General features: G+C 33.7%; 23 protein-coding genes. All 23 read right to left on the bottom strand.

Annotated elements, in window-relative coordinates; all coding sequences use genetic code 11:
- Position 1 precedes the first annotated feature (1 nt).
- Positions 2 to 286, bottom strand: a complete 285-nt coding sequence (gene gatC / locus SYNTR_RS01130) for an Asp-tRNA(Asn)/Glu-tRNA(Gln) amidotransferase subunit GatC (protein WP_156202783.1) — start codon at positions 284 to 286, stop codon at positions 2 to 4.
- Between the two features lie 310 nt (positions 287 to 596).
- Complete coding sequence (locus SYNTR_RS01125) at positions 597 to 1,511, bottom strand: heme o synthase (RefSeq protein ID WP_156202782.1); 915 nt, start codon at positions 1,509 to 1,511, stop codon at positions 597 to 599.
- Positions 1,512 to 1,644: 133 nt separating this feature from the next.
- Positions 1,645 to 3,627 carry an NAD-dependent DNA ligase LigA gene (ligA, locus tag SYNTR_RS01120; RefSeq protein ID WP_197079144.1) on the bottom strand — a complete coding sequence of 661 codons (1,983 nt, stop codon included), beginning with the start codon at positions 3,625 to 3,627 and terminating at the stop codon, positions 1,645 to 1,647.
- 28 nt (positions 3,628 to 3,655) lie between these two features.
- Complete coding sequence (locus SYNTR_RS01115) at positions 3,656 to 5,740, bottom strand: ATP-dependent helicase (protein ID WP_197079143.1); 2,085 nt, start codon at positions 5,738 to 5,740, stop codon at positions 3,656 to 3,658.
- Positions 5,741 to 5,918: 178 nt separating this feature from the next.
- Positions 5,919 to 6,281 carry a GerW family sporulation protein gene (locus SYNTR_RS01110; RefSeq protein WP_156202780.1) on the bottom strand — a complete coding sequence of 121 codons (363 nt, stop codon included), beginning with the start codon at positions 6,279 to 6,281 and terminating at the stop codon, positions 5,919 to 5,921.
- A 25-nt stretch (positions 6,282 to 6,306) separates the two neighbouring features.
- Positions 6,307 to 7,023, bottom strand: coding sequence for a DUF2953 domain-containing protein (locus SYNTR_RS01105; RefSeq protein WP_156202779.1), 717 nt, complete (start codon positions 7,021 to 7,023; stop codon positions 6,307 to 6,309).
- 89 nt (positions 7,024 to 7,112) lie between these two features.
- Positions 7,113 to 8,855, bottom strand: a complete 1,743-nt coding sequence (locus SYNTR_RS01100) for an InlB B-repeat-containing protein (RefSeq protein ID WP_156202778.1) — start codon at positions 8,853 to 8,855, stop codon at positions 7,113 to 7,115.
- Between the two features lie 156 nt (positions 8,856 to 9,011).
- Entirely contained in the window at positions 9,012 to 9,656 is a 645-nt protein-coding gene (gene hisIE, locus SYNTR_RS01095) for a bifunctional phosphoribosyl-AMP cyclohydrolase/phosphoribosyl-ATP diphosphatase HisIE (RefSeq protein ID WP_156202777.1), read from the bottom strand.
- On the bottom strand, positions 9,653 to 10,408 hold the full coding sequence (hisF, locus tag SYNTR_RS01090) for an imidazole glycerol phosphate synthase subunit HisF (protein ID WP_156202776.1): 756 nt from the start codon (positions 10,406 to 10,408) through the stop codon (positions 9,653 to 9,655). The genes hisIE and hisF overlap by 4 nt, the downstream gene beginning before the upstream one ends.
- 18 nt (positions 10,409 to 10,426) lie before the next feature.
- Positions 10,427 to 11,155 (bottom strand): 1-(5-phosphoribosyl)-5-[(5-phosphoribosylamino)methylideneamino]imidazole-4-carboxamide isomerase, encoded by a 729-nt coding sequence (hisA, locus tag SYNTR_RS01085; protein WP_156202775.1) that lies wholly within the window; start codon positions 11,153 to 11,155, stop codon positions 10,427 to 10,429.
- Positions 11,156 to 11,224: 69 nt separating this feature from the next.
- On the bottom strand, positions 11,225 to 11,812 hold the full coding sequence (gene hisB, locus SYNTR_RS01080; RefSeq protein ID WP_156202774.1) for an imidazoleglycerol-phosphate dehydratase HisB: 588 nt from the start codon (positions 11,810 to 11,812) through the stop codon (positions 11,225 to 11,227).
- Positions 11,813 to 13,099 (bottom strand): histidinol dehydrogenase, encoded by a 1,287-nt coding sequence (gene hisD / locus SYNTR_RS01075; RefSeq protein WP_156202773.1) that lies wholly within the window; start codon positions 13,097 to 13,099, stop codon positions 11,813 to 11,815.
- Positions 13,089 to 13,754 (bottom strand): ATP phosphoribosyltransferase, encoded by a 666-nt coding sequence (gene hisG / locus SYNTR_RS01070; RefSeq protein WP_156202772.1) that lies wholly within the window; start codon positions 13,752 to 13,754, stop codon positions 13,089 to 13,091. Before hisG ends, hisD begins: the two co-directional genes overlap by 11 nt.
- Before the next feature lie 10 nt (positions 13,755 to 13,764).
- Positions 13,765 to 14,925 (bottom strand): ATP phosphoribosyltransferase regulatory subunit, encoded by a 1,161-nt coding sequence (gene hisZ, locus SYNTR_RS01065; RefSeq protein WP_156202771.1) that lies wholly within the window; start codon positions 14,923 to 14,925, stop codon positions 13,765 to 13,767.
- Positions 14,915 to 15,226 carry a YerC/YecD family TrpR-related protein gene (locus SYNTR_RS01060; RefSeq protein ID WP_156202770.1) on the bottom strand — a complete coding sequence of 104 codons (312 nt, stop codon included), beginning with the start codon at positions 15,224 to 15,226 and terminating at the stop codon, positions 14,915 to 14,917. The genes hisZ and SYNTR_RS01060 overlap by 11 nt, the downstream gene beginning before the upstream one ends.
- A gap of 16 nt (positions 15,227 to 15,242) precedes the next feature.
- Positions 15,243 to 15,905, bottom strand: a complete 663-nt coding sequence (locus SYNTR_RS01055) for an HD domain-containing protein (protein WP_156202769.1) — start codon at positions 15,903 to 15,905, stop codon at positions 15,243 to 15,245.
- A gap of 49 nt (positions 15,906 to 15,954) precedes the next feature.
- Complete coding sequence (purD, locus tag SYNTR_RS01050; RefSeq protein ID WP_156202768.1) at positions 15,955 to 17,232, bottom strand: phosphoribosylamine--glycine ligase; 1,278 nt, start codon at positions 17,230 to 17,232, stop codon at positions 15,955 to 15,957.
- A gap of 116 nt (positions 17,233 to 17,348) precedes the next feature.
- Positions 17,349 to 18,866: a bifunctional phosphoribosylaminoimidazolecarboxamide formyltransferase/IMP cyclohydrolase gene (gene purH / locus SYNTR_RS01045; RefSeq protein WP_156202767.1), complete on the bottom strand. Its 1,518-nt coding sequence runs from the start codon at positions 18,864 to 18,866 to the stop codon at positions 17,349 to 17,351.
- Positions 18,867 to 18,882: 16 nt separating this feature from the next.
- The gene (gene purN / locus SYNTR_RS01040) at positions 18,883 to 19,512 is read right to left on the bottom strand and encodes a phosphoribosylglycinamide formyltransferase (protein ID WP_156202766.1); all 630 of its coding nucleotides are present in this window, start codon (positions 19,510 to 19,512) and stop codon (positions 18,883 to 18,885) included.
- Positions 19,509 to 20,546: a phosphoribosylformylglycinamidine cyclo-ligase gene (purM, locus tag SYNTR_RS01035; protein ID WP_156202765.1), complete on the bottom strand. Its 1,038-nt coding sequence runs from the start codon at positions 20,544 to 20,546 to the stop codon at positions 19,509 to 19,511. Before purM ends, purN begins: the two co-directional genes overlap by 4 nt.
- A 102-nt stretch (positions 20,547 to 20,648) precedes the next feature.
- Positions 20,649 to 22,052, bottom strand: coding sequence for an amidophosphoribosyltransferase (purF, locus tag SYNTR_RS01030; RefSeq protein ID WP_156202764.1), 1,404 nt, complete (start codon positions 22,050 to 22,052; stop codon positions 20,649 to 20,651).
- Between the two features lie 58 nt (positions 22,053 to 22,110).
- Positions 22,111 to 23,415 (bottom strand): adenylosuccinate lyase, encoded by a 1,305-nt coding sequence (purB, locus tag SYNTR_RS01025; RefSeq protein WP_156202763.1) that lies wholly within the window; start codon positions 23,413 to 23,415, stop codon positions 22,111 to 22,113.
- Positions 23,415 to 23,936: a 5-(carboxyamino)imidazole ribonucleotide mutase gene (purE, locus tag SYNTR_RS01020; protein ID WP_156202762.1), complete on the bottom strand. Its 522-nt coding sequence runs from the start codon at positions 23,934 to 23,936 to the stop codon at positions 23,415 to 23,417. Before purE ends, purB begins: the two co-directional genes overlap by 1 nt.
- Between the last annotated feature and the right edge of the window lie 250 nt (positions 23,937 to 24,186).

Here is a 24,186-nt window from a genome sequence, read left to right as displayed (position 1 = left end):
TTTATAAAATTTTGGGGACTTTAAAACATCCTTCTTCTACTAGAGGAGCGTTTGCTAATAACTCTTCCCTAGGGGTGCCTGGTCTAACTTCATCCTCACGAAAAATATTTGAAACTGGTAATATATGAGTAAGTGGCTCAACATCATCAGTTGAAATTTCATTAAGTTTTTCAACATAATTTAATATTGAGCTTAGTTGATTAGCAAAATCTTGTTTTTCATTTTCTGTAAGATTTAATCTAACAAGTAAAGCTAAATGTTCAATCTGTTCTATAGTAAGTGCCATCTTTGTTACCTCCTTCACTTATCCACCAAACATTTACGCACAATATTATACCAAAAAGATACACAATTAACTAATGTTTTTCAATTTTACCTCAAATTAAACCTATATATGCTATCTAAATTATACGCATCATATTCAATCATAATTCTAAAATAAATACCATCTAAACGTTAATATTAAACTAATGTTTCCCTTTTTAATATAGCCTGCACATAATTAGATTTTATAAGTTAGCTACAAAATTAAAGAAATACACAAAAAAGGAAAGCTTTGCTATGCTTTCCTTTCTTAATTAAATTAATAACTATTATTAGATTATATACATAGTATCTAAAATCATAGCCAAACATATAACAAACAAATACGGGCTAGAAAGCTTGTACAAAAACCATGCTTTAGTATCAGAATGTCTAAAATATAAATATAAATTGCCAACTACAACTATTATTCCTGAAACTAATGCAGTATATAAATAAATAGCTCCCATATTACCAGCAAAATAAATACCTATAGATATTGCAAACATTAGTACAGTACTTATTAAACTATACAAAATGGTTTTACTAACATCTGAAACCACTGGTAACATTGGAACTCCTGCCTTAGCATAATCATCTTTGAAAAATATGGCTAAATTCCATATATGATTAGGAATCCATAAAACTACTAAAGCAGCAATTAATACCGGTAAAAGCTCAACTTTTCCAGATATGGCCGTCCAACCAAATAATGCCGGTAATCCTCCTGTAAAACCACCTAGTATAATGTTTAAAGAAGTTCTACGCTTAGACCACATATTATAAATTCCAACATAACCTACCATGCCTAATACTAAACAAACAAACGCTATCCAGTGTAAAGTTAAAGCAAGAATAATCCCAATAATAAACTGGAATAACCCCCATGCTAGTGCATTTTCAGGAGAAATTCTTCCTGATGGTATAGGTCTATGCTTTGTTCTATCCATAATCGCATCTATATCTCTATCTACATAACAACTAACTGTATTAACACCTGCACAAGCTAATGTTACTGCTAAAAATGCAATGGTAAACTGACCAAAAGTAAAATCATAATATACCGAAGCCATATGCATTGTAACTAAAGCTGTAAACACCAACAAAAAAACTGAACCTGGTTTTGTTATTTCAATATAACTTTTTATAACTGATATCTTGTCTAATGATACTTCATTCTTTTCTACATAAAGGTCATTTTCTCTCATAAAAACCTCCCCTAAAGCTAACCCCTGAAACCTTCCCCACAGGTGTTTTGAATTTTCCTTAAACTGAATCTTTACTCTTAGCATTGTACTCATCATTAAATAATAATGTCAAGATAAGTGTAATACAATATTCTTATTCGCCAATAAGCGACAGAAACCCTTCTTCTGTTAAAATAGTTATACCTAGCTTTACAGCCTTATCATATTTACTCCCGGGATCTTCCCCAACTACTAAATAATTTGTTTTTTTGCTTACACTTCCTGTAACTTTACCACCTTTATCTTCTATTTTTTTAATTGCTTCAGGACGAGTTAAACTTGATAAAGTACCAGTAACAACAAATGTTAACCCACTTAATGAACCTTCTTGTGACTTTTTTTCTTCTTCAATGTTAAGACCGGCTTTTTTGAGTTTTTCTATTAAATCCAAATTACGAGGCTCATTAAAAAAGGCAACTATGCTCTCTGCCATTTTTTCACCTATCTCTGGAATAGCAGTTAATTCATCAACTTCTACTTTTTCAAATTCATCTAAATGTTGAATATTTTCAGCAAGTATACTTGCTGTTTTAGCTCCTATATGTTTTATGCCTAATGCAGTAATAAGTCTATATAATGGCCTTTGTTTACTAGCTTCAATTGCATTTAATAAATTGTGAGCTGATTTGGGCCCAAACCGTTCTAATTTGACTAAATCCTGTTCCTTAAGTGAATATAAATCAGATATATTTTTAACTAAACCAGCTTCAACTAATTGTTCTATAACAGCAGGTCCTAAACCACCAATATCCATAGCAGCTTTGGATGCAAAAAATATCAAACTCTCCTTTAGTCTAGCTGGACAATTAATGTTTTCACATTTATAAGCTACTTCACCTTCAGTACGCTGAGCTTCACTGCTACATGCTGGACAAAATTCAGGTGGAGTAATTTCTTCTTCTTCTCCGGTACGTTTTTCTACTATTGGTTTTATTATTTCTGGTATTATATCTCCTGCCTTATGTACTAAGACTGTATCTCCTACTTTAATATCCTTTTCTTTAACTAAATCAAAATTATGCATACTCGCGCGACTAACCGTAGTTCCCGCAAGTGATACCGGTTCAAGTAAAGCTGTAGGTGCTATAATTCCTGTACGCCCTACATTTATTTCTACATCTAACAGTTTAGTCTCCTTTTCTTCAGCAGGAAACTTATAAGCTATAGCCCATCTTGGACTTTTAGCAGTTTGTCCTAATAATTCTCTAGGTGAATAGCTGTTTACTTTAATGACTACACCATCAATTTCATAAGGCAAGTCATGTCTTTTATCTAAAAGATCCTGACAATATTCATATGCATCTTCTATATTAGCACAACGTTTAAAAGATGGATTTACAGAGAGCCCCATCTTTTTCAAAAAATCTAATCCTTCAATTTGTGAATCTATATTTAAACCTTCTATATATAAAATATCATAAAAAAATCCGGCTAATGCTCTTTGGGCTGATATTTGAGGATCTAATTGTCTTAGTGAACCCGCAGCAGCATTTCTAGGATTCGCAAAATTTTTTTCACCTTTTTCTTCTTTATCTTTATTTAACCTAACAAATTCTTTTTTGGGCATATAAATTTCGCCGCGTATTTCTAAACGCGGTATAGGTTCTTGCAAGCGCAACGGTATATTTTTTATTGTTCTAACATTACTAGTTACATCTTCACCTATACTCCCATCTCCGCGGGTTGCAGCACTTTGTAAAATTCCGTTCTCATATACTAAAGCTATTGAAACTCCGTCTATCTTTATTTCTGCAACATAATCTATATCTTCAACCACTCTTCTTACTCTTTTGTCAAAATCTTTAAGGTCAGCTAATGAAAATGCATTATCCAAGCTCAATAGTGCTGTTCTATGAGTTATAGTTTCAAATCCTTCTAAAGGCTTTCCTCCAACTCTTTGAGTTGGTGAATCAGGAGTTATTAAATCAGGATTTACACTTTCTAATTGTACTAACTCTTTCATCAATTTATCATACTCAGAATCAGGGATTAGAGGATCATCTAACACATAATAATAATAATCATATTCTAATATTTTTTGTCTAAGCTCATTTATACGAGCTGCGATATCGCTCAAGACAAATTCCCTCCTAAAATAACTTTATTTAGCTTATTTTCTCCAAAGGAGCAATATCTAACCGAAGCATTTTCACACCAGCACGGTCAAAATCAATAATAGCGATTTCATCATCAGTTATTTTAGTAATAAATCCAATTCCAAATTTTCGATGCGCAACCTTGTCCCCTTCACTTAAAATCTCTTTCTTAATTACCCTTTCACTAGGTAAGCGAAGTAGTTCGTCTGGGATTTCTTTTAAAAATCTTGAAGGAGGATTATTTCTTTCGAAACCATAAAGCAATCTAGATATAGTATTCGTTAAATAAAGACGTTCTTGAGCACGAGTAATACCAACATAACACAACCTTCTCTCTTCCTCCATCTCCTCTGCAGTTTCTGTACGATAAGATGGAAAAACTCCTTCCTCCATTCCTGTCATAAACACTACTGGAAACTCTAGACCTTTCGCTCCATGATAAGTCATTAAAGATACTGCATCTGAATGGTCTAGATCATCTGTATCTTGCACTAATGCAATCTGGGCTAGAAAATCTTCTAAGCCTTCTCCACCCTCTGCTTCAAATTCAACTGCAAGGGATTTTATCTCTTGTATATTTTCAATTCTCGATTCAATATCAGTTAATTTACTTTTCTTCAAATCTTCTATATAACCAGTCATATCTAAAACTTGATCTATTAGTTCTTTTAATGGCATATTAGCATCTGCTAGTGTAGAAAAATATTTTATCATTCCATGAAAATCTTCTAGTTTATCCCCCATTTTTTTGCTTATTCCAGGTATTGAAGTTGAATATGCAAGTGAATCCAATAAATTTATTTCGTTTACAGCAGCATATTCTTCTATTTTTTCTAGGGTTTTATCCCCTACACCTCTACGTGGTACATTAATTATTCTTCTAAAGCTAATTAAATCACTATAGTTACATATCACCTTAAGGTAGGCAATTATATCCTTTACTTCTTTTCTTTCATAAAACTTCCTAGCCCCAATAATCCGGTAAGGAATATACTTGTACAACAAGGAATCCTCTAAAAGACGTGACTGTGCATGTGTTCTATAGAATATAGCACAATCACTGTATTTTTTGCCTTCACGTTCTATTAATTCACTAATTGCATCTGCAATAAACTTTGCTTCTTGATAACTATCACCTGCACAAAAATGAACTATTTTATCACCTTGTCCATTTGCAGTATATAAATTTTTTTCTTCTCTATCTTGATTATTCTTAATTACTGAATTTGCAGCCTCTAAAATCAGTCTAGTTGAGCGATAATTTACCTCTAACTTTATAACTTTAGTTTCAGGATAATCCTTTAAGAACCTTTTAATATTATATGGTTCAGCTCCCCTCCAGCTATATATAGACTGGTCAGGATCACCTACAATACATATATTTTTATTTTTATCTGCTAATAAATTAGCCCATAGATATTGTGCATAGTTTGTATCTTGGTACTCATCTATCATTATATATTTAAACCATTGCTGATATTTTTCTAAAACATCAGGGTGTTCTTTAAATAAGCGAATACATAGTCCAATTAAGTCTTCAAAATCTAAAGCGTTTAATTCTTTTAACCTAGCATTATAAATTCTATAAAGCCTATAATATTTCTCCTTAACATGTTGGGGAGCATTTATATTCTTATAATAGTTCTCAGCATTAATTAAGCCGTTTTTTACAAACTTAATTGAATAAAGAATATCCTCTGGTTTAGTTTCATAGTCATTTTCCTCTTTTAAAATGCCTTTTATAAGAGTCTTTCCTTCAGTATCATCAATAATAGAAAAGTTTTTGTTGTAGCCAATTTTCTCAATATCCATTCTTAATATCTTATAACATGCCGCATGAAAGGTTTGAATCCATTGACCAGCATAATCTGGAATCATAGCAGCCACCCTACTCCTCATTTCCTGTGCTGCTTTATTAGTAAATGTTATAGCTAATATCGAATTAGGTAAAACACCATTATCAATAAGGTTGGCTATCCTCCTAGTTAGCACACGAGTTTTCCCACTCCCGGCTCCGGCTAACACCATACAAGGCCCATTAATATGTAAAACAGCTTGTTGCTGTTGCTCGTTCAAATTATCAAGTATATTCATTATTTACCACCTTTATATTCTTACTATAATTATTCCTACCTAATCATAGCATAAACCCCGTGCCAATTTAATTATAAAAATTCAAGGGCAAAGGGAGTTTTGAGTCAAAGGGGACGGTTCCTTTTGACTCGCCCCTTTGACTCAAAACTCCCTTTGCCCTTGTTTAAGCTATCTAAGTTTAACTATTAGTTTCTTGTGTTTGCTTATCTGGTGTTATTTTAGAAATTATCTCTGGAACCATACTAACTATTTTGTCTATTGAAGTCTTTTCATTTAAAGGTATTACACTGACTTCCTCATTTTTTATTACCAAAATTGCATTTGGAGTTATTTTTCCACCTACTCCAGCTCCTCCACCTGAGCCATCGTTTCCACTAGAATCCTTACCAGATCCTCCGCCTCCACCTAACCCAAAAGAAACTCCTATTATTGGCACTAGGGTTATGTTTCCTAACTGTATTGGTTCTCCTACTACTGTCTCCGTTCTAAAAAATTTCTCCAGCCTTTCTAACAAAGTATTCATGTTTTCATTAAAATCCATTTTAATTCCTCCTTTATTTATTATCTTATACCCCACTAGTGTTCAAATTGTTACGTTTACTTTTCTTTTTATGTTGATATATTTTTTTCCAAACTCTGCGCGAAGGTTTTGCAATAACAAATTTTAAAGCCCTAAAAACTATTAATATAATTGTAATTTTTCCTTCAACTTCTATTTCCGCTTCAAAGTATTCTTCACCCCAAACAGGTACTATATTTACATCAAAATTGTTAAAAGTTGAATTAAAAGCAGATGAAAAGGCTAATAACCATGCAGTATAGTGAGGTTCATCAAAGCCTATATTGCCGTTAATTTTTAGTTTCTCAGGTCTAACTATATTGATAATACTTATCACAAGACCAAATCCCTCTTTTATAAAATCCTTTCTTAATAATGATTTTATAATTTCGCTAGGTGGTGATGCTTTTGAGTTTTGAGAGGTTTTTTTTACTTTCTTATTATTATTCTTTTCCTCTTTTTTTATTGTTGGTTTTTCATGTTCTTCCTCTAAAGATAATTCTTTATTTAAGCCCAAAATACTAAAATAAAGCTTAGACTCGCTTGGTTGATACCTAAAGTGTATTTTTAATATTCCTGCTATTTTAGAGCTTAATGTAATGAAACCCGCATTCTTATATCCGCCTGCTATTTTATACTCTATTGGTACTACTATTAATAATATCAGCAAAGCTAAAATAACAAGCAAAACAAAAAGTATTCCTTTAAATATCGCTAATCCCATAACTTCTATCCTTTAACCTATTTTTCTCTATATTTTTATTGTCCTATGAGTCAAAAAGAACCGTCCCCTTTGACTCAGTCCCCTTTGACTCATAGTCTTACTATATAAAGGTCTTGTTTTACCTGGAGGTAAACTTGCTCTTTAGCCTCGTCAACTCCTATTAAGTTTATATCCCCGTTTACTTGTGTTATATCAATTTGATTTTCTGTAATACGACCAAAAATGAACTTTTCTTCACCTGAAAGTGTTATAGGGTTTTCATTACTAGAAAATTTTTGTCCATCATTTGCTTCCCAAGATATAAAGTAAGGTAAGTTTGTAATTCCTGCATTTTTCAATAGGTGTTTTAAGTCTACTTCCATATCTAAGTATTGGCTTATTTCTGGAAGTTCGTTATCAAGACTAGTTTGAGCATCTTGTAAAACCTTTTCATTATCTAATTTTAAGAGGGCAAAAACACCCCCACCTTCAAATCCTTCTACATCAGTTTGACTTCTGTACATTGACACCCACCTATCGTCATGTAATGTATGAGGAAAAAATTCCCCTAGTAAATCATCATTCGAACCAATCTGTCCTTTTGAGTAGACATCACTTTGTGCCACTATAGTAAAACTACCATCGTTAGTAGGAGCCCACAGTTGTTTTACCCATCCATGACATTTAGGTAATGGTATCTGTGTACGCACCAATATAGCACCTTCTGATGATACTCCTCTGAATGAATGAGCTATATAATGATTTTCGTATTGTTCTGAACCTGAAAAGGGTCTATTTTCTTTAGCTAGATTATATTTACCACCAATATTTAACTTTTCCAGAGAAAAATCATCTAAGTTGATTTGTATAAAACCTTCACAGCCAGTTGCTAGTATTGCTTTTTTATCATTATATTTAATAATATCTGTTGTTAGTAAAGATTCTTCTAGTAAATCATTTGCCAGCTTTATAAGTTCACCATTTTCAAACTTAAAAACCTTAAGAAAGGGTTCATTTAAGCGTGGAGGTTCTTCAACCTGAAACATTCCATAATAATCAGCATAAATAAATAGGTATTCACCTACATTACTATGCTTAGGGGTGATATAAATAAACTCTTGAGATAACATTTGCGACAATCTTTCATCTTCATCAATTTTAGTTAAGCCAGATTTCCATAAATCTAACTCTTTAACTATACTTATACCTTCATCGTTTATTTTATAAATATAAGATTTTTCATTATTCCTACTTTTAAATAAAAAATGGTCTTCCCCTAAAAATTCTATGCTGCGAAGTCCTCTAACAAGTACTTGTTCCATTTTATCTACTACTTCTAAGCTATCTTTTTTCATAAACTTTACTGTTTCTGTACTATAAGAATATTTAGCTAAGTAATTATCTCCTATATCAGCAATACTATAATTGCCTTCATTACTATACCATCCCTCTTTTTTAACAACAGGATTCAACTTGTTTTCATCTATAATAGTTTCAGAGATAGTCCAATTATCCACAATTTTAGTTCTTGTCTTCACTCCTGTCTCTACTGCAGAAAATTCAGCAATTAAGTTCACATTATCATCAATAGTAAATTGATATTTTTCATCATCACTTATCTTCTCACCATTCTCAGTCCACTTTTTAAATACATATCCTTCCTTTGCTTCTGCTATAACTTCAACTGTTTCGCCTGCCTTATAACTACCTTCACCTGTTACCTGCCCTGCGCCTGCTGGGTTAGCCTTTAATTTTACTTCATAGTCACTATTGCATCCAATTAAAATAACAACACTAACACAAAAAATTATTAGACATATAAGTGCTATCGGTTTTAATGGTTTAAAATCCATATTCGCCCTCCCCTTATGTTTTTATCCCCTTTATATATAACTACGACATCTGGAAAATATTCTTACAATTAACTTTAGTGAGTCAAAAGGAACCGTCCCTTTTGACTCACTTTTGACTCATGACGGTTCCTTTTCTTTTGACTTGCTCATCGCGTTTTATCTTCTTTTTCTTAGCTCAGTTAGTATTTGAGAGAGTTCTATGTCTTTTTCAGCTAATAATACTAGTAAGTGATAGATTAGATCTGATGTTTCGTATATAAGCTCGTTTTTGCCTTTATTTTTTGCTGCTATAATTACCTCTGCATTTTCTTCCCCTACTTTTTTAAGTATTTTATCAATACCCTTTTCAAACAGATATGTTGTGTAGGAGCCTTCGGGCATTTCTTCTTTGCGTTGTTGTATTATTTCTTGCAACTCATAGAGTATAGCAGCACTTTCTTTGCTATAAATGTTATCAGCATCAAAAACGGTTTCTTCTATTTCATTACCTTCAATATCATTATAAAAACACGAATAGTGTCCTGTGTGACAGGCTACTCCAGTTTGTTCTACTTGAATTAAAAGGGTATCAGCATCACAGTCATACATTATTTTTTTCACATCTTGAATATGTCCTGAGCTTTCGCCTTTCATCCACAGTTCTTGTCTGCTTCGAGAGTAAAACCATGTTTTATTGGTTTCTATTGTTTTGTTTAGTGATTCTTCATTCATATAAGCCATCATCAAGACCTGACCTGAATTAATATCTTGAATTATGGCTGGCATTAAACCTTTTTCATCAAATTTCACTTTACCTATCATAATCTAACTGGTACTCCTTTGCTTGATAAATACTCTTTAGCTTCTTTAACCGTGTACTCACGATAATGGAATATCGATGCACATAAAACAGCATCTGCTTTCCCCTTGTCTACTGCATCATATAAATGTTCTAAATTTCCTGCACCTCCAGATGCTACTACTGGAATACTAACTGATTCACTTATTAAAGCAGTTAATTCTACATCATAACCATCTTTAGTCCCATCTTTGTCCTTACTAGTTAATAGAATTTCTCCGGCACCTAATTTTTCAACTTTCTTAGCCCACTCTATTGCATCTAAACCAGTGGATTTTTTACCGCCATTAATATAAACTTCCCATTTATTATCATCAGCAAGGCAAGCATCAATAGCTACTACTATACATTGACTGCCAAATTTATTAGAAGCCTCTGTAATTAGCTCCGGATTTTTAACTGCAGCTGAATTTATAGAAATCTTATCTGCTCCTGCATCCAAAATCTTTTTGATGTCTTCTATACTACTTATTCCCCCACCTACTGCAAAAGGAATAGATACTTCTTTAGCTGTTTTTCTTACTACATCCACCATGGTTTTTCTTTCTTCTAATGATGCACTAATATCTAAAAATACTAATTCATCTGCGCCTTCTTTATCGTAAAATGCTGCTAATTCTACTGGATCACCAGCATCCCTTAAGTTTTCAAAGTTTATACCTTTTACTACTCGTCCATTATGTACATCTAAACATGGAATTATTCTTTTAGCCAATACAGCTTCACCCCTTATTCATTGTTTAGCTGCTTTAAGTGCATCAGCCAAACTTATTTTACCATCATATAGTGCTTTACCAATAATAGCACCACTAACACCTAAGGATTCGATATGTTTTAAATCTTTTATGTTTTCAGTACTAGTTACACCACCTGATGCTATTATATGAAGTCTAGTTTCTAAAGCCATTTTTTCTATGGATTCTATATTTGGACCTTTTAATAGTCCATCCCTGCTAACATCTGTATAAACTGCTGTTTGGATTCCTAGCTCTTTCATTTGCAAGCCAAATTCAAAAGCTGATAGCTTAGATGTTTCAACCCAGCCCTCAATAGCAACCATACCATCTTTAGCATCTAAACCTAGCACTATTTTTTCAGGCCCAAATTTATCTAATAACTCTTTAACAAATTCAGGACTAGAAACAGCTTTAGTTCCAATAATAACTCTACTAGCTCCAATACTTAAGGTTTTTTCTACATCCTCTGAAGTCCTTAAACCTCCTCCAACCTGGAAGGGAATATTAATTGTTTCTGCTATTCTTATTATTGCATTGCGATTAGTAGGATTTCCGGAAAATGCTCCATCTAAATCAACTACATGAAGCCATTCGGCACCTTGATTTTGAAATGATAAAGCAACATCTGCTGGAGAATCAGAGTATACTGTTTTATTATCCTTGTTCCCCTGTACAAGGCGTACACATTGTCCTTCTTTTAAATCTATAGCCGGAAATATTATCATTATTACATCTCTCCAAAATTATAAAAAATTTTAACCCCTAATGGTTTTGATTTTTCAAGATAAAAAAATTTAAAGCTTCCCTTTCGAGGATAGTACCCCTCCAATTCTAGGGTCAATCTCTACAGCTTCTTTTATAGCTCTTGCAAATGCTTTAAAAATAGCTTCTATAATATGGTGTGAATTTTCACCTTTTCTAAGGTCAATATGAATATTCATACCTGCATTATTCGCAACAGCTTGGAAAAACTCTCTAACATTTTCAGTAGAAAAGTTTCCTATTGTCTGCATTGGTATATCTACTGTATATGATAAGTAAGAACGCCCAGATAAATCTACTACAACTGATGCTAAAGCTTCATCCATAGGCACAGTAGCTTCACCATAGCGTTTTATACCTTTTTTATCACCTAAACTTTCTTGTAGTGCTTTACCAAAACAAATACCTATGTCTTCAACTGTATGGTGATCATCTACCTCTATATCTCCTCTAGCTATAACCTTTAAATTGCAAAGACTGTGAACAGCTAAAAGAGTTAGCATATGACCAAAAAATGGTATCTCGGTATCTATTTGATGATTTCCCGTTCCATCTAGTTCAAGCTCTAATAAAATTTCTGTTTCACCAGTCTTTCTTTGCACTTCCACTTTTCTAGACATCTACTTCTCCTTTCTAATCCTTACTGAATTAGCATGTGCAGTCAGTCCTTCTACTTCAGCAAGTTTGATTATTTGGTCTGCATCATTCATAAGTCCTTGCTTAGAGTAGAAAATAATACTGGATGCTTTTGTAAATGTATCTACAGTAACCGGAGAATAGAATCTTGCTGTACCTCCAGTAGGTAATATGTGGTTTGGCCCAGCATAGTAATCTCCAACAGGTTCTGGAGTGTTTTCACCTAAGAATATAGCTCCTGCGTTGTGGATTTTACTTAAAAGCTCAAAGGGGTGCTCCACCATTACTTCTAAGTGTTCAGGAGCAACTATGTTTGAAACCTCACACGCTTCTTCCATATCTGTTGTTACAACGAAGGCTCCATATGATTCTAGTGATTTTTCTATAATATCTTTTCTTGATAATGTTTGTATTTGCTTTTGAAGTTCCTCTTCTACTTTTTCTACTAAAGAAGCATCATCTGTAACTAATAAGCTTCTTGCTAGTACATCATGTTCAGCCTGAGACATTAAATCTGCTGCTAAATATGCAGGGTCAGCAGAGCTATCTGCAATAATTAAAATTTCACTAGGACCTGCTAACATATCAATATCAATGTCACCATAAACCATCTTCTTGGCTATCGTTACATAAATATTTCCCGGCCCACTAATTAAGTCAACCTTTTCAACTGTCTCGGTCCCCCAAGCTAAGGCAAATACTGAGTGGGCTCCACCCATTTTATATATTTCGCTAATTCCTAATTCTGCAGCCGCAACTAGTGTATAAGGGTTTAATTTTCCATCTTTACCCGGTGGAGTTACCATTACAATTTCTTCTACTCCAGCTACTTGCGCTGGAATAGCATTCATTAGTACTGAAGAAGGATAAGCTGCCGTGCCACCTGGTACATAAATTCCTACTCTTTGTAGCGGACGATAAACTTGTCCTAATATAGTTCCTGATTCATCTGGTTCTAACCAAGAATTCCTTTTTTGTTTCAAGTGAAATTCTGTTATATTATCTATAGCTCTACGTATAGCTATTAAATACTCATCATCAATTTTTTCATAAGCTTCATCAATATCAGCTTCTGAAACCATAAAGTTTTCATTGTTAGTTTGGGCACCATCAAATTTTAAATTATAATCAAAAATAGCTTGGTTTCCTCTTTCTTTAACCTGTTTACCAATTTCAGCTACACCAGCTTCGTATTCTTTCATGTCAGCATAATTAGCCTCTAAAAATGCCATAAACTCTTCGCTCTTTCCATTAAACTTTCTAATTTTCATCAAACAAGCCACCTTTCACAACATTTTGCATTTCTTCTATCATTGGTTGGATGTGTTTATGTTTAGTTCTATAACTCACTCTATTTGCAATTACTCTAGTGGTTGAATCCATTATTTTAACCAGTTCACCAAGATTATTCTCTCTTAAGGTTCTACCGGTTGAAACCAAATCTACGATTACATCTGATAAACCCATAAGCGGTGCAAGTTCTATATTACCATGTAGTTTTATCACTTCTACTTGTAAACCTTCATTTCTAAAGTATTTCTCTGCAATAGTAGGAAACTTAGTTGCAACCCGTTTATAATTTATATCTTTTAAATTAATGCCTTGCAATTCGTTTGGTACTGCTACTACTACACGACAGTAGCCATACTTTAGGTCAACCATCTCAAAAACATCCTTGGCTTGCTCCATGATAACATCTTTTCCCACTATTCCTATATCAGCTGCTCCGTGCTCTACATATGCCGGTACATCTGTAGGTCTACACATTATGTATTTAATATTAGGACTACCTTTAAAATCAAAAATCATGGCTCTGCTATCTTCTGCTAAACCTTCAACAGGTAGATTAAGTTCCTTAAGTAATTTTATAGTAGGCTTTAGTAGATTTCCTTTAGAAAGAGCTATAGTTATATAATCTTGTGTCATATGTATCCTCCTAATCCTTATCTACATAAACTAAAGTGCAATTGTTTTTAGCAGTTGCAATTTTTTCAAGTTCTTCAACACTTCTACCTTCAACATCTATTTGTACATTGTACCCTTTTTGGCGTAATTCTTCGGCTTTAGTAACTACTAAATTAATATCTTGTCCTGCTACAAGATAATATTTAGGTTCTGAACCATTTTTGTCTAATATTAAAGCTAACCTATCTATTCCTAAAGCAAAACCTGTTGCTGGACAACTAAATCCAAATTGTTCAAGTAGATTATCATATCTGCCTCCACCTAAAAGACCATATCCAAGTTCAGGTGAATAACCTTCAAAAACAATACCAGTATAATAATCTAAACCTCTTAATACACCCATATCTAAAACAATATTGTCTTCTACTCCGAAAGCTTTTAGAGCTTCATAAACATTTATTAATTCTTGTACAGCTTTACTGGCTTTTTGGTTTTTTTGTATATAGGGAACCTTTTCTAATATTTCTAAGCCCCCATGCAAAATTGGCAACATACCAATAGTCTCTTTTAGTTCTTCATTAATTGATAATTTTTCTAAAACATTTGATAGTTCAACTAAATCCTTGATAACTACAAGATGTCTAATTAGTTGTTTTTCATCTGCGCTCAAACCACTTTCTTCAAGTAAACTATTAAAAATTTCAACATGATTTAAACTTACTTTAAAATCTTTTAACCCAAATTCTTTTAGGACTTTTACAGCAATATTAATTACTTCAGCATCAGCTAACGGAGTAGCGGCACCTAACAGTTCTACTCCTAGTTCCCAAAATTCCCTATATTGAGCTAAGTGTGGTTGAACATGACGAAAAACATTTCCTATATAAAAAAGTCGCTGAGGATACTCTACATCTTTGAGGTGAGTTGCTGCTAGACGAGCTATAGAAACAGTCATTTCAGGTCTTAAAGAGAGGATGCCGCCTTCACGATCCATAAATAAAAATAATTCTTCACGATTATCTTTGCCTCTTCCTTGTTCCATAACCTCCAAAAACTCAAAGGTAGGAGTTATGACTTCTTGATAGCCATAGCTAGAAAACACTTCTGCTGCCTTTTGTTCAATATTTCTCTTTACTTTAACCTCATCAGGTAGTAAATCTCTTACTCCTTTAGGAATCTCTTTATTTTTCATCTTTTGACTCCTTTGTTATTTTATTAAGTACAATTTTATATCCATCTGAACCATGATGAAGACAACGTCTTACTCTACTTATTGTTGCTGTACTAGCACCTGTATCTGAAGCAATGGAATTATAAGTAATATCTTCAGACAAAAGTCGGGCTACCTCTATTCTTTGAGATAAAGCTTTAACCTCATTAATAGTACAAAGATCATCTAAGAATCTATAGACTTCATCTTCATTTTCTAAGCTTAAAATTGCTTTTGCTAAAAGCTTACTATTACTATCCTTCCATTTTGGTACAAATGTCATATTATTTTGTCCTTCCTTATAAAAGTCTTGAGTCATTAATAATTAACTCAAATTCACATTCTAAATGTTCTGCAGCTCGACGACTCATCAGCATTTTAGTCAAGAAAATTTCAAAGTATTCCATAACAGAACAAACATCTGTATCAATATCCATTTTCAAGCTAATTACTCTCTCTATAGGATCTATTAAAATTTTTGAGCTAGAAACCGCATAATTAACCCTATCTCGAGGAGTGAATAAAGATGTTTCCCTTTTTCTAACTCTTGAGTTGTGTACATGGGACTTATCAGCTAATATAAGTGCTGCTGCTACAGGATTTACTGGATTACCATTAGCATGTTCTTCATGATTTCCTATCGCACCAATAATAGTTGAAATTTCATCGGGCTTCATTTTCATATTAAATAAAATTTTAAAAGCAATAATTGAGCCTGATAAACCATGACCATATCTATTGATAAGGTTACCTATGTCATGCAAATATCCAGCTATTGCACCTAATTCTGCTACTCTTTGTGAATACCCAAGAGTTTTTAATATGTCATAACATAAAAAGGCAACTAATTCTGCATGCTTAACATTATGTTCTATAGCTCCTATAGTACCTATATATTTGTTGCCTATATCCATGTATTGCTGGACTATGGGACTTTGTTTAACTTCATCAAGTGTAACCAATAAAAACCCCCCTTTGCACTAAATTAAGTTTGCCGATTACTTGAATTTCTTAACGTACTGCCTTTTTACCAATATCTTTTCTATAATGCATTCCTTCAAAATAAATCTTTTCAACTTCTTCATATACATTTTCTATGGCTTCTAATGTAGTGTTCCCTTTGCTTACAACAGCTAAAACTCTACCTCCATTGGTGATAAAATCACCATTTTCAACTGCAGTACCAGCATGGAATACAATATTATCAGGCTTAATATTATCTATCCCCTTAATTATTTTCCCTTTTTCATATTCACCTGGATAACCTCCAGATGCTAATACAACACATATACATACACCATTTTCAGAATCAATCTGGTAATCCTTTAGCTTACCATCTACTGCTACTTCAAATAGTGGAAGTATATCTCCTTTTATCATTGGCATTATAACTTGTGCTTCAGGATCTCCAAAACGAGCATTAAATTCTAAAACTTTAGGGCCTTCTGAAGTTATAATTAATCCTGCATATAATACCCCCATGTAGGGATTACCTTCTTTTTCCATAGCATCTATAGTTGGTATAATTACTTCATTAATAGTTCTTTTATGTATTTCCTCGGTATATATAGGTGGAGAAGTATATGCCCCCATACCTCCAGTATTTGGACCTTCATCATTATCGAAAACACGTTTGTGGTCTTGTGCTGATGTTAAGTAAACAAAGTCTTTTCCATCAGTAACTACGAACACACTAACTTCTTCACCAGTTAAAAACTCTTCTATTACAACTTCATTGCCTGCTTCACCAAAGCTTTTATCTTTCATAATAATATCTATAGCTTCATCTGCTTCATTCACAGTATTTGCAATTATTACACCTTTACCTGCTGCTAAACCATCTGCTTTTATAACAACAGATTTATCACTAGTTACAAAACTTCTAGCAAACTCTCTTGCTTTATCAATATCATCAAATACTTCATAACTAGCAGTTGGAATATTGTATTTATTAAAAAGGTTTTTAGAAAAAACCTTACTACCTTCAAGCCTTGCCGCTGCAGCAGTTGGTCCAAATATTTTTAATCCTTCATTATTAAATCTATCAACAATACCTTCCATCAAAGGTATTTCCGGTCCTACGATGGCAAGGTCAATTTGCTTGTTTTTTGCAAAACTCACCATTTGATCAATGTCTGTTACAGCTATATCAACACACTCTGCTACTTCTGCTATACCAGCATTACCAGGTGCAACATACAGTTTTTCTATTTGAGAGCTTTGAGCTAGCTTCCATGCTAAGGCATGTTCCCTTCCTCCGGAGCCTACTATTAGTATCTTTTTACTCATAAATACCTCCATCGCCTTTGTCATTATTATTCTTAATCGGGGAAACGCGGGGACGGTTCTCTTGCTTCCCGAAGGAAGCAAGAGAACCGTCCCCGCGCTTCCTTCGTGCTTAGTATTTAATGTTTAAAATGTCTTTTTCCAGTGAACACCATGGCAATACCATGTTCATTACATGCATCAATGCTTTCTTGGTCACGAACTGAACCGCCTGGTTGGATAATAGCTTTTACTCCCATTTTGATTGCTAATTCAACAGTATCTTTAAATGGGAAAAATGCATCTGATGCTAAAACAGCTCCTTCGCAGTCTCCCGCTGCTTTAAAAGCTATATCCGCAGAACCCACTCTATTCATTTGCCCTGCACCAACGCCAATAGTCATACCATCTTTAGCTAAAACTATAGCGTTTGATTTAACATGCTTTACAACTTTGTAAGCAAATAACATCTGCTTTATTTCATCATCAGTTGGCTTGGTTTCTGTTACTATATCTAAATCTTTAGCTTCAGTTACAGCCTCATCTGTTTCTTGAATTACAAATCCACCTTCAACAGTTCTCACCTGAAGAACCTCAGATTCTAAAATTGGCAGTTTTAGTACTCTTAAATTTTGCTTTGTTTTCAAAATATCTAAAGCATCATCATCATAGTCAGGTGCAATAACTACCTCCATAAAAGGTTCGGCAACCTTTTGTGCAGTTGTTTTATCAACTTTACGGTTAAAAGCAATTATTCCCCCAAAAGCTGATACTGGGTCAGCGGAAAAAGCTCTATCAAATGCTTCATTTAATGTTTCTGCTATTGCAGTTCCACAAGGATTTGTATGTTTAATAATTACACATGCAGTGTCTTCAAACTCTTTAACTAATTCCCATGCTGCCTCGGTATCAATTATATTATTATAGGAAAGTTCCTTGCCATTAAGCTGCTTAGCATCTGGCAATCCACTTCCTGGATTCATGTTTTTATAAAAAGATGCTTTTTGATGAGGGTTTTCTCCATAACGTAAGTCATATACTTTCTCTCCGGCTAATATATAGTTTTCGGGAAACACTTCTTCATTAATTCTAGCTAAATAACTTGAAATCATTGAATCATAACTTGCTGTGTGACTAAAAGCTTCTAATGCTAGTTTTAACCTTAAGTCCTGCCTAACATCACCATTTTTCTCTAATTCTTCTAATACTTTGTTATAATATTCTGGCTTTACTACTATCACAACATCTTTAAAATTCTTAGCAGCCGCTCTAACCATTGTCGGGCCACCAATATCAATGTTTTCTATAGCATCTTCTAAGGTTACATCTGATTTACTTATAGTTTCTCTAAATGGATAAAGATTGACTGCCACAATATCTATTGGAGTAATGTTGTTATTATTTAATTCTGCTAAATGATCATCTGTTCTCATTGCTAAAATTCCACCATGTATTTTAGGATGAAGAGTTTTTACCCTGCCACCTAAAATTTCAGGAAATCCAGTAATATCAGCTACTTTCACTACACTTATACCTGCATCCTTTAAGGTATTATAAGTACCACCAGTAGAAATAATCTCAAAGCCTAATTTTTCTAAACCTTGAGCAAACTCTACAACTCCAGTTTTGTTTGAAACACTAATTAATGCCCTCTTCATTTTATACACTCCTCCACTAATCTTTTATATATACTTTTCTTCCATCTATATATACTGTTCCCTCAGCAATAGCTTGTACAGCCTGCCAATAAACCTTATGCTCTTCAGCTAAAATTCTTTGAGATAGGCTTTCCTCCGTATCATCATCTTTCACGGGTACAACTGCTTGCATAATTATTGGTCCTGTATCTACTCCTTCATCAACAAAGTGAACAGTACACCCACTATAACGCACCCCATAGTCTAAAGCTTGTTTTTGTGCATCTAGCCCGGGAAAAGCAGGTAATAATGCTGGATGAATGTTTAAAATCCTTAATTTATAAGAATTTAACAATGTCGCTCCTACTAATCTCATATAACCTGCAAGTACAATTAAATCAATATTATATTCTTGCAAATGTGAAAGTAATTTTTTCTCGTATTCAATTTTATCGGGGTAATCTTTTGGATTTATATAAACAGCTTTTATATCTTGTTGGGTTGCTTTCTGTAAAGCAGGTGCATTTTCTTTATCACTAATTAAAATATGTATATTTGCATTTAAGTCATTTTTATTAATAGCCTGAGATAAAGCATCAAAATTACTCCCTCTTCCAGAAGCTAAAACAGCAATCCGCAGGCATTTAGGCTCCATTAATTTTTTCATTCTATTACTACTCCCTCTATCTGCGAATTAATCCTACCTAATACTATAGGCTTTTCCGCTTTATCACGCAAGTGCTTTAAAGCTTTATCACGGTGAAGCGCGGGGATTGTAATTAAAAATCCTACTCCCATGTTAAAAGTTCTAAACATTTCTTCTTTTTTCACCTGTCCTTGTTGTTGAATCAATTCAAAAATTGGTAAAACAGGAATAGCGGTACTGTCTATCTCTGCTCCTAAACCTTCAGGTAACACCCTTTCAAAATTTTCAGGAATACCTCCACCAGTTATGTGAGCCATTCCTTTAATATCTATATCATTTTCTAGTAAGGGAAGAATTGATTTAACATAAATATTAGTTGGAGTTAAAAGTTCTTCACCTAATGTTTTACCTAAACTCTCAATATGTTGGTCTAATTTAAGGCCTGCTTTTTCTAGAAGGACTTTCCTAGCTAAAGAGTATCCATTTGAGTGAATTCCTGATGAAGGTAAACCTATAATCACATCTCCATCTTCAATAGTGTTGCCAGTTATAAGTCTAGATTTTTCTACAGCACCAACGGCAAATCCAGCCAAATCATATTCATCATCATTATAAAAACCAGGCATTTCCGCTGTTTCTCCTCCTATAAGAGAACATCCAGCTTGAATACAACCTTCACTAATACCCTTAACTAAGGATTCTACTAGTTCAGGTTTTAGTTTTCCTAATGATATATAATCTAGGAAGAAAAGAGGTTCAGCCCCGTGAACTAAAATATCATTTACACACATAGCTACTAGGTCAATACCAACCGTATCATGAACACCCATCATTTGAGCTATTTTAAGCTTAGTTCCAACTCCATCAGTTCCTGAAACTAAAACTGGTTGTTTATATTTTGTGCTTAATTCAAATAGTCCACCAAAAGAACCTATTTCCGCTAAAACTTCTGGTCGTTTAGTCTTATTAACCCACTTTTTTATCATGTCAACTGATTCAGTAGCGGCATCAATATCCACACCAGCTTGCTTATAACTTAAGCCTTCATCATTCATAAAAAAACCTCCATAAGTATAATTAGTAAAAATATGAATATATAATCAAAAGAACCGCCCCCGTGATTATATACTTTGTAAAACAGAGAACCGTCCCCTGTTTTATTCTTCTTCTATTGATTCTGTACCGATTGGGTAGTTGCCGCTGAAGCATGCTGCACAGAAGTAGTTTTCATCATTTCCTAAAGCAGCAAATAGTCCATTAAGGTCAATATAGTTTAGGCTGTCAGCTCCTATATGAGCTGCTATTTCTTCATTTGTCATTAGGTTAGCTATTAGCTCTTCTCTGCGAGATGTGTCTACTCCATAGTAGCATGGGTATTTAGTTGGTGGAGATGCTACCATCATATGAACTTCTTTGGCGCCAGCCTTTCTTAATAGGTTAACTAGATTTTTACTAGTAGTTCCTCTAACTATAGAGTCATCTACCATGATAATTCGTTTTCCTTCAACTACATCATAAACAGGGTTTAGTTTAAGTCTTACTCCTAATTCACGCATTTGTTGAGTTGGCTGTATAAATGTTCTACCAATATAACGATTTTTCATTAAGCCTTCTTGGAATGGTAGCCCGGATCCTTCGGCATATCCTAAAGCTGCTGCAGTACCTGAATCTGGTACTGATATAACTAAATCTGCATCTATATTATTTTGTCGGGCTAGCTGTTTACCTACTTCTCTACGTGCTTTATAAACATTTAACTTATCAATTACACTATCAGGCCTAGCGAAATATATATACTCAAATACACAATGGGCAGTTTTTGGGGCATCAATTGTCTTTATACTTTTCATGCCATCTTTATTTATAACTATTATTTCACCCGGTTCAACATCTCTAATGAATTCAGCTCCTATTGTGTCAAATGCAGCAGATTCTGAAGATAACACATAGTTACCATCTAAAATCCCAATACATAATGGACGTATACCCATCTGATCTCTTACTCCAACTAAACTGTCTTCTGTTAGAATAACAAGCGCAAATGCCCCTTTCATATCTACTAAGCATTTTGCTAACGCATCTTCTATCTCATCCTGTGGGTATCTAGCAAGTAGATTTGCTACTATTTCTGTATCAGTAGTAGTTTGAAATACCGAACCATATGTCGCTAACCTTTTTCTAAGTTCCACAGTATTAGTTAAGTTTCCATTATGTGCTAAGGCAATCATTCCTTTTAGATAATGAAAAACCAAAGGCTGTGCATTTAAGGGACCACTTTCACCTGTTGTAGAATAACGAACATGTCCAATTGCTATATTTCCTTCGAGTTCGTCTACAACCTCAGAATTAATTACTTCCGAAACTAATCCCATATTTTTATGAAGTATTATTTTGTGCCCATTAGAAACAGCAATTCCTGCACTTTCTTGTCCTCTATGTTGTAATGCATAAACTCCATAGAAAGTACTTCTTGCCGCATCTGTTCTACTATCAGGCTCATTGAGGTATATGCCAAATACACCACACTCATCTTTAAATTTTTCTTCTAATTCATTAAACATTAAGTTTTCCTCCTATATAAAAAGGTAGTATTTTACCACCTACTTTACTAAGAAACCATTAATTGTCTGTTTTAAGATCACATCTATCCAAAATAAAATCTACCTTTTCGGTATATATATTAAAGTCAAATACTTTTTCTAATTCATCTTTTGAAATAAGTTTTGCTATATCTTCATCATTTTGTACTAATGCTTTGAAATCTAGTTTTCCTGTCCAGCTCTTCATAGCATTTCTTTGTACTAATTCATACGCTTCTTCTCTTAAAAGTCCTTTATCTACTAGTGCAAGCATTAGCTGTTGGGAAAATACTAATCCTCTAGTATTATTTATATTATCAAGCATATTGTCTTCATAAACTACTAGACCTGCAACAACATTTATAAATTTATCTAGCATATAATCAAGCAATATACAGCTATCTGGAATGATAATTCTCTCAACAGATGAATGAGTTAAATCTCTTTCATGCCAAAGGGCTACATTTTCCATAGCTGCTATTGCATTTCCTCTAATAACTCTAGCCAAACCTGCTACTCTTTCACTAATCATTGGATTCCTCTTATGAGGCATAGCAGAAGACCCTTTTTGTTTTTTCGCAAATGGTTCTTCTACCTCTAAAATATCCGTTCTTTGCAAATTGCGGATTTCAGTAGCCATTTTTTCTAATGTGCTAGCTACTATAGCTAAAGTAGATACATATTCTGCATGACGATCTCGTTGAATTATTTGCGTAGAGACCTTACATGGAGTTAAGCCTAGGTTTTCACAAACATATTCTTCTACTCTTGGATCTAAATGAGCAAAATTACCTACTGCTCCTGATATGGCTCCATAAGATATTACTTGCTTTGCATTATTTAATCTCTCAATACTTCTCTCTATTTCGGTATACCACAATGCCATTTTAAGTCCAAAAGTAGTAGGTTCACCATGAACTCCATGGGTTCTACCAATTATCATGGTATATTTATGTTTAATAGCCTGCTGTTCTAGTTTGCTTTTTAGCTTTTCAAGCTTATCCAATATTAAATCAGCTGAATCTCTCATTTGCATAGCAATTCCGGTATCTAAAATATCAGAAGATGTCATTCCTAAATGAATATACTTCGAATCTTCACCTACATATTCTGCAACATTAGTTAAAAATGCTATTACATCGTGATGTACTTCTGCTTCAATTTCTTTTACTCTTTTAACCTCAAAATTTGCTTTTTGTTTTATATTTTCAACTGATTCTTTTGGTATTTTGCCTAGTTTTGCCCAACCCTCACAAGCAGCTATTTCAATTTTAAGCCAATTATTAAGTTTAGTTTCTTCTGACCACATTGCACCCATTTCAGGCAGAGTATACCGTGCAATCATTACTTCTTCTCCTTATCTTTTAAGTAACCTTCCACTCCAAGTTCTTGTAGTTTCTTATCTTTTGCTAATACATCACTAGCCATCTTTTCTTTGTAAGCTATCATTTTTTCCTTTATACCTTTATCTTTAATGCCAATCATCTGTAAAGCTAAAAGCGCAGCATTAGCACTACCATCTATAGCAACTGTAGCTACAGGTATACCTTTAGGCATTTGAACAATTGCGTAAAGTGCATCTACTCCTGATAATGCACCTGATTTAATAGGTACTCCAATTACAGGAACTGGTGTATGTGCTGCTACAACGCCTGGAAGATGCGCTGCCACGCCAGCGGCTGCAATTATTACATCAATTCCACGATCAACAGCTGTTGATGCAATTTCAGCAGTTCTATCAGGCACCCTATGGGCCGAGGAAACATTAATTTCATACTCTACACCAAATTGATCTAAAATATCACATGCACCCTTCATAATTCCTAAATCTGAATCACTACCCATAATTATTCCTACTTTTGCCATTAAAAACACACTCCTTATTCTTTTGTTTAGTTTTAACCAAAATAGTCAAAAAAACTATAAGCCCAGATGGATAGTTTCATTTCGAAACCTATCCGCCTGGGCTTTTATCCCTATACGGTGTAATGCTTTCGCATCTGTGTCACTTGGACCAGTCCATAAATATGCGGAACCCTAGACACACTTTCGAGTTTCACAATTATTTTATTATATGTTTGATATTAGCAAAGCATTTTAATTGTGTCAACGCGTT

Origin of the sequence: Candidatus Syntrophocurvum alkaliphilum, assembly GCF_009734445.1 — a bacterium.
GTDB classification, from domain to species: domain Bacteria; phylum Bacillota; class Syntrophomonadia; order Syntrophomonadales; family Syntrophomonadaceae; genus Syntrophocurvum; species Syntrophocurvum alkaliphilum.
This window is presented reverse-complemented; position numbering and strand designations above follow the sequence as displayed.

Coding starts and splice junctions, on each gene's coding strand:
- SYNTR_RS01100 (WP_156202778.1), bottom strand. CDS start 8,855: ATGGATTTTAAACCATTAAAACCGATAGCACTTATATGTCTAATAATT.
- hisG (WP_156202772.1), bottom strand. CDS start 13,754: ATGACACAAGATTATATAACTATAGCTCTTTCTAAAGGAAATCTACTA.
- hisIE (WP_156202777.1), bottom strand. CDS start 9,656: ATGATAGGTAAAGTGAAATTTGATGAAAAAGGTTTAATGCCAGCCATA.
- purH (WP_156202767.1), bottom strand. CDS start 18,866: ATGAAGAGGGCATTAATTAGTGTTTCAAACAAAACTGGAGTTGTAGAG.
- purN (WP_156202766.1), bottom strand. CDS start 19,512: ATGAAAAAATTAATGGAGCCTAAATGCCTGCGGATTGCTGTTTTAGCT.
- purF (WP_156202764.1), bottom strand. CDS start 22,052: ATGTTTAATGAATTAGAAGAAAAATTTAAAGATGAGTGTGGTGTATTT.
- SYNTR_RS01060 (WP_156202770.1), bottom strand. CDS start 15,226: ATGACATTTGTACCAAAATGGAAGGATAGTAATAGTAAGCTTTTAGCA.
- SYNTR_RS01125 (WP_156202782.1), bottom strand. CDS start 1,511: ATGAGAGAAAATGACCTTTATGTAGAAAAGAATGAAGTATCATTAGAC.
- gatC (WP_156202783.1), bottom strand. CDS start 286: ATGGCACTTACTATAGAACAGATTGAACATTTAGCTTTACTTGTTAGA.
- purB (WP_156202763.1), bottom strand. CDS start 23,415: ATGATTGCACGGTATACTCTGCCTGAAATGGGTGCAATGTGGTCAGAA.
- hisB (WP_156202774.1), bottom strand. CDS start 11,812: ATGTCTAGAAAAGTGGAAGTGCAAAGAAAGACTGGTGAAACAGAAATT.
- SYNTR_RS01105 (WP_156202779.1), bottom strand. CDS start 7,023: ATGGGATTAGCGATATTTAAAGGAATACTTTTTGTTTTGCTTGTTATT.
- purD (WP_156202768.1), bottom strand. CDS start 17,232: ATGAGTAAAAAGATACTAATAGTAGGCTCCGGAGGAAGGGAACATGCC.
- hisD (WP_156202773.1), bottom strand. CDS start 13,099: ATGAAAATTAGAAAGTTTAATGGAAAGAGCGAAGAGTTTATGGCATTT.
- hisZ (WP_156202771.1), bottom strand. CDS start 14,925: ATGAAAAATAAAGAGATTCCTAAAGGAGTAAGAGATTTACTACCTGAT.
- purE (WP_156202762.1), bottom strand. CDS start 23,936: ATGGCAAAAGTAGGAATAATTATGGGTAGTGATTCAGATTTAGGAATT.
- purM (WP_156202765.1), bottom strand. CDS start 20,546: ATGAATGATGAAGGCTTAAGTTATAAGCAAGCTGGTGTGGATATTGAT.
- SYNTR_RS01110 (WP_156202780.1), bottom strand. CDS start 6,281: ATGGATTTTAATGAAAACATGAATACTTTGTTAGAAAGGCTGGAGAAA.
- hisA (WP_156202775.1), bottom strand. CDS start 11,155: ATGATAATATTTCCGGCTATAGATTTAAAAGAAGGACAATGTGTACGC.
- SYNTR_RS01115 (WP_197079143.1), bottom strand. CDS start 5,740: ATGAATATACTTGATAATTTGAACGAGCAACAGCAACAAGCTGTTTTA.